Origin of the sequence: Dethiosulfatibacter aminovorans DSM 17477 (assembly GCF_900142005.1) — a bacterium.
GTDB lineage: Bacteria > Bacillota > Clostridia > Tissierellales > Dethiosulfatibacteraceae > Dethiosulfatibacter > Dethiosulfatibacter aminovorans.
Genome location: NZ_FQZL01000010.1, coordinates 112,756 through 119,123 on the forward strand (window position 1 = coordinate 112,756; position 6,368 = coordinate 119,123).

The 6,368-nt window shown below is 31.0% G+C and carries 4 protein-coding genes; all 4 read left to right on the forward strand.

Annotated features, from left to right (window positions below; all coding sequences use genetic code 11):
• Window positions 1–3 precede the first annotated feature (3 nt).
• Complete coding sequence (locus BUB05_RS08580; protein WP_073049191.1) at window positions 4–3,426, forward strand: HD domain-containing protein; 3,423 nt, start codon at window positions 4–6, stop codon at window positions 3,424–3,426.
• A gap of 178 nt (window positions 3,427–3,604) precedes the next feature.
• Window positions 3,605–4,276 carry a hypothetical protein gene (locus BUB05_RS08585; RefSeq protein WP_073049192.1) on the forward strand — a complete coding sequence of 224 codons (672 nt, stop codon included), beginning with the start codon at window positions 3,605–3,607 and terminating at the stop codon, window positions 4,274–4,276.
• A 177-nt stretch (window positions 4,277–4,453) separates the two neighbouring features.
• The gene (locus BUB05_RS08590; protein ID WP_073049193.1) at window positions 4,454–5,602 is read left to right on the forward strand and encodes a hypothetical protein; all 1,149 of its coding nucleotides are present in this window, start codon (window positions 4,454–4,456) and stop codon (window positions 5,600–5,602) included.
• 164 nt (window positions 5,603–5,766) lie between these two features.
• Window positions 5,767–6,368 (forward strand): hypothetical protein (locus tag BUB05_RS08595; protein ID WP_073049194.1); only part of this gene is annotated, 602 nt, incomplete at its 3' end.

A 6,368-nucleotide genomic window follows, 5' to 3' on the forward strand; every position in this document is an offset into this window, starting at 1 on the left:
TATATGGCGATTGAGATTAGAAATAGTAATGTTTACAAGAGGATAACTGAAAAGGATTTTATATATAAGGCAATCTATTCATTAGAGAGCTATGTGTTTGAAAAAGATTTGCTTGATGAAAAGGATTATACGTTGATGTTGAAATTAAGAGATCCTTTTAATCATAAAATTATTGATGAAACAATTAAAGATGTTAAAGATTTAATTGATGATGTGCTTATAAATGGTAAATTTTTTAAAGCACAAGTTTATTTCAGACCCAAAAAGATTGATAAAGAAACAGATCAACTTGAGTCAAGACCACTTCATTCTGCGTCGTTAAATACATTAATAGCAAGTGTTGTTTTATTAAATACACTTTTAATTGAAATTGGAAATGATAATAGAACCATTGAACTTACAGAACTTGCAAGAATGCTTCCTTCAAATTTTTATGGTAATATTCCATCCAATAGACCGGAGCATTTGTTTAAGCCTTGGCATTATCAGTTTAAAGAATACACAGATGTTATTACGAGCTCTTACTATGAATATACCAAAACAAAGGAATATAGGTTTGAGGTAACACTTGACTTGAAGAATTTTTTTCCTTCAATAAATCCTGCAATTATTTATGATGAAATAATGAGCAAGTACTCTGTAAAATATGATAATATTGATGATGTTCAATGTATAAAGACAATAGTATCAAAGCTATTGGTATTCAAAATTTCTAATCTAAGATCAGATGATTTCAAAAAGATGTATTATGATTCTAGTAATATTGATTTTTTGAATGGTGATGTATGGACAAAAGGTATACCACAAGGTTTGCCCCATGCATATTTTTTCGGGAATATTTGTATGGTTAAGGTTGCAGATATTTTTCAAAAAGTTATTGCGGCTGAAGATGGTAAAGCCTTCTATTATGTTGATGACTCAGTAATATACACTAATAATTTAAAAAATGAAAATGAACTTGCAAAAAAAATAAATGAAGTTAACAAGCAGCTTAAAGATTTGAGCAATCAATATAAGAGTAGACTTGTAGAATATAAGAGAGAGGTTGAAGGAACAAGTCTACAGCCGTTTGTTGAAATATTGGATAAATTTGACTACTTGATAAAGGTACATAATGCAGAAAGTGAAAAAAGTACTGCATTAGAAATTCAAGATCCAAAATATGGACAAGCCAATTTGAATGCATATAGTAAGTTGGCTTCAATGACTTCTTATGACTTGAGTAAAATATTTTCTGACACTGAAGAGATTAATTTGTCAAAAAAATTGGAAGCAATTTATCAAGCTGTTGAAAAGGAAATTAAGAGGATAAGAGAAATTGATCCAGAAGAAGATACCTCCAATTACATAAAAGTACTTCTAAGGTTCAAGAAATTCTTTAAGTATCGTCAAAGAAGATTGGATTTCAGTAGGAGTAATGACATTAGTGATAATGATATTGATGAATTATTGTTAAGTTTTAAAGTGGGAGATGAAAGTACAAAAAGAGAGAAGTTCAAATGTTTTTTTGAAGCTTATGATGAAGATATACTACTAAATGAATTTCGTTTTTTCTTTGCTAATAGCCCTATATTCTGGAACAAGGCAGAAAAGATTGTTTCTGATTTCAATAAAGAAACATACTCCGAGTTATATAAATGGGAACAAGATGGCGATGAGCATACAATATCTTACTTCCATAAAATATGTATGAGTTTGTCACGCAAAAGAAAGATTCAAATTGATAGCAGAATTTCTAGATATGATAGTATCCAGAGTATTGTAAAAGATAATGTTTGGAATATAGCTAAATCAGGCAAACATGAAAAAGAATTTAGAATAAGAGAAGCTATCGAAACATTTTATGATGCTTTTAAAAATGGAGTGATATCAATTGATAACTGCGAAAAGTATGATGCCATAATTAACATTATTTATAAAAGTGGTGTTATTGAAGTTTCAAACAATAGGTATGAGTTAATTAAAATGCAAACTGATGAACTCTATCGAATTATTATGAATGCATATTTCTCAGAAGTAGTTTCAGTTGATGCAAATGATCTTAAGTATTTGGCTAAAAGAAATAACAAGCCTATATACTATAATGAGGCAAGAATTTTACTTTTTTTAAGGAATCGGAAGTTTATATTAGAGAATTTCTATTCAAATTTTAAGGATTACAGAAACAGCGAAGTGCTAGACTATACTTTGTTTGAAGTTGTTGATTACTATGAAAAATTCGTTCAAGATCCAGTATACATTGATAATCTTATCATGGTACATAAATACACCAGTGATATCTGGAAGAACGGCTCAAAATACCTGCACTTTTATACACTTCATAATCAAGAACATGCTATAGAGTTAATAAGATCAATTACCATGTTTATGAAGGGTGTGAATTACTTCCAGATTTCAAGGAAAGATTACTATATTCTCTTTATTAGTTGCTACTTACATGATATTTCAATGGTTCTGCATCCGAATTTAATAGAAAGTTTTATTAAAGATAGTAAAGAATCAAATGTTATTTACTCTGAGTTTAAGCAAAATATAAAAAGTTTGATTGAACAAGATGACGATGGCAAGAAAAAATTGGTAGAAATAGATTATATTGAGGAGCAACCAATCAAAAAATTATTGGTAGATTTTTTTGCAAAGCTTGACCAATACTATGAGGGCTATGTTAGAAATAATCATCCTAAACAAAGTGCTAGGTTTATCAGGAAAAGTAATGACTTTGATTTTGTAGAAGATGTTGTGAAAGATATTGTAGCTGAAATAAGCCAGGCTCATGGTTATGATGTGGATGAAATTTACAAGGTTAAGTCGAATGCAAAAGAGAGTATTATCAGTGAAAAATACACTAAAATTCTGCTTAGAATAGGTGATCTATTAGATATGTCATCTAATAGAATAAGTAATGCTATTTTAGATAATAGTCAGAACAGCATGTCTTCTACAACAAGGTTTCATTGGCTATCGCATAAGGCAATTTCAAATGTAGATATTCAAGTTAATTATGATGTTGAAGACAACAAAGAAAAGGAGGAAAATTATAGCTGGATTGGACCAGGTTCAATTATTGAAAATGTGAGTTTTGTTATTCATCTTGATGTAAAGCACTTGATTGGAACTCAGAAAAGCCAAATCTGTAATCTGAATTTTTTAATGAGCAGCAATGAGGATGATGGAGTAAAACCACATTTTGATATTGATATAGGTAGTAATGGTACGTGTACAGAATGTAATTTTATGTGTAAGTGGATGAAAATAAAAAATGATTTTTTATATAAGGAATTAGAAGCATTACAATTATATCTTAATCGCTCAGAAGCAAATTTATTTAAAACAAATATCAGTGTTAAATATGAGTTTAACGAAGGGGCTAGAAGATTAAGAAATTCGGAATATGAAAATATTTTGAAGTATATTACAAATAAATAGATTGAAGCAAACTGGAGTGCGGTGAAATATGATACCGGGTAATTAGTAGCGTATGTATGGAAACAATAATATTGGCATTGCTGAACACCTCACCGCCAAATTGAAAATTGTGGTTCTTTGTTGAATTCTGATTTTGTGAGTAAATGGAATAAAGATTAGGAATATATAGGAGAGAATGATGAATGGTATAATAGTTCTTGTTGTTTTAATTATAAGCATTAGCATAGGCCTTACAAAGCTTAATAGAATAGGTGGTAGCCATAAAAAAATCGCAAAAATGATAGCAATTGCTCTTGTCCTTCTTTTTATGTATATAATTTTTCTTGGACCTTCATTTAGGCTCAGTGGTAAAGCTTCTGCTATGGCTAATGCTTTTATTGATAAAGAGCATGAATGGATTGGTATGATAGAATTGAATGGTAATGAATTTCATATGTTTTATGATCCTGTTGAAGAAGAATATATGACTGTGTTTGTAGACAAGTTAGTAATTGGATTTAGAAGCAATACGAGTGTACACTTAAACCCTCATTTTGAAGACTCAATAAGAACAATCGGAACAATGAATATGGAAGATGAAGGTAGATTATATAGTGTATTTATGATTGATGTTAAGGAGCAAGGTATAGATAAATTGGCACTGATAGATGCTAAAGGGAATATCTTGAGTTCTCAGGAAGTTAATGCAGATGAACCAACACAAATTGCGTATGTATTTACGGGAAAAGATGATTATTTTAATTGTGAACTAGTTGCAATTAATAAAAGTGGTGAGAGGCTGTATTACTATGGCTATGAGCATGGAGAAAATCATTTGAGAGAGGAAGAGTATAAGTGGCATGCATACTAGATATTTATTAACCCTCTAGCTTAGGATACTTGTCAGCGAGAATTAAGAACGTAGATGAAACCCACTGATAAATTGAAAGCTGTGCGTGACAATGATCCAAAAAAATTCCGGAATGCAATGCAATGAACGATAACTTGGTTAAAGTGATAATAATCGTGAGGGGAAGTGAACTTGCATATGAGAAAAGATGAAAATGTTAATTTGATTGTCAAAATACTAATAATGGGTGTCGTTTTTCTTATAATAGTCAGAGGATGGGTATATACAAATACAATTCAAGAAGCTGTTAAGAAACAAGATGATTTATTCATTATGAATTTGATGACATACCAAATCAGATCAGGTAAAGAAAAAATATACATATATGAAGCTGAAGATGGTATGGGAATGATGGTGGCAAATCTCAATTCTTTCTCGGGCTGGAATGCTAAACTTGTTGATAAACTGTATTATAGTGAAGGCGAAGTATGGAAATATGTTGAAGCTGAAAACAAAGGTGATGTAATCCCAGTTATATATGGTTTCTTTAATAAAAATTCAGGTGAGAGCTATGCTGTTATAGTTGAGAATGAAGCAGATAACTTGAATGAACAAGCCCAGTCATTTGTCGGTTATGATAATAAGCAGTACTGGTATTTGCATTTAAACAATTCTAGTTTAGATAGTAGCGCTTTCGGGATATATGATTTTGATACAGGGGAATCTTTTTATGAAGCCGAGCAAGTCTTGTTGAATTCGGACATCGAAGAAGATGACAAATCGTTAAATGAGCTAGGATGTAATGTTAAAGAATTCGACTATAATGATTCATTTATAGAAGGAATGGAGTCTTTCCCAACTTATGGTGATTTAATGAAAAATTTTGGGGAGCCAATTGAAGTAAAGGATATGACAAATGTTTTTATATATGGCAACTTTTATGTTTTAGTATATGACAATATTGAATTTGTCATACAATGCAGCAGAAGCGAAGAAGGCGAGTTTATCATCAGGGATAATGATAGGGTTTGCAGAGTCGATATAACCGGCGATAAGTACATTTTGGACAGTTCATATTTTGGAGGAATAGGAATAGGAAGCACTGCGAATGAAATAATTGAATCATTTGATAAAGATATAAGGAAGATCAATCATTCAGGTGTAGATGATACATGCTTAGAGAGAGTCGTTGTCCGCTGTAGAAATGATGTGGACAAATATAATTATGAAAGAGGAATATATTTCTCAGGAGTAATGGACACTGGACTTGCATTGGGAATTGTATTTCTGATAGATGAAAATGACAAGGTTGTAAGAATAATAATGGGGTGGCCTACAGCGGGGTAGATTTTGGATTTTTATAAAAAGAAATATGCAGTAGTAACTCGTTGAAAAATTGAAACTTGTGAAGTCAAGTAGTTTGATATTGGAACGTTTTTTAAGAATTTGAAAACTGTGATTTGCTGAGTAGATTGAAGAAAAACAAGGAATATTAAAGGAGGAATGGATAAATGAATAAAATAAGGCTAAAAGTATTGGTATGCTTTTTATTGCTTGTCATTTGTTCAATGACAGGATGTTCTGACAAATTGAGCCAAGACAGGATTGATACTATGCATGAAGAAATTGAGAAAATAAGGATTGAAGTTGTCAACGAATCTATACTTAATAATGGCATTTCATACTCGTTGAAGCTAATAAATGATTGTGATTATGTAATTGCACAGAATAATGTTTATTTAAGTTTTCCGGTAACAAATGCAAATAATACCAAATGGAGTTCTAGTGAGTGGAAAGTTGAGGCAGATGGAAACAAGTTAAATATTGAACCTGGACAGGAAGTTCTACTGAATGTTTTTATGTCAGATGAATTTTTTAAGTACAATGAATTGATATGCCTGGATAGGCCTAGTGTAGAAATAAAGGGATATCTTGATAAAGTGGATGCTATGAATCAATTTCATAAGGGCGGAAGTATCCATGGTTTTGATAGTGACTTCAGTTCAAAACTTGAGGGTATGAAGTATGGTGAGTCGACATTTGAAGAGCAACATATTGTTTTTGAAGGTGAAAATGATGACTGGACTGCAAGGTTGGAGCTTAATATAGTAAT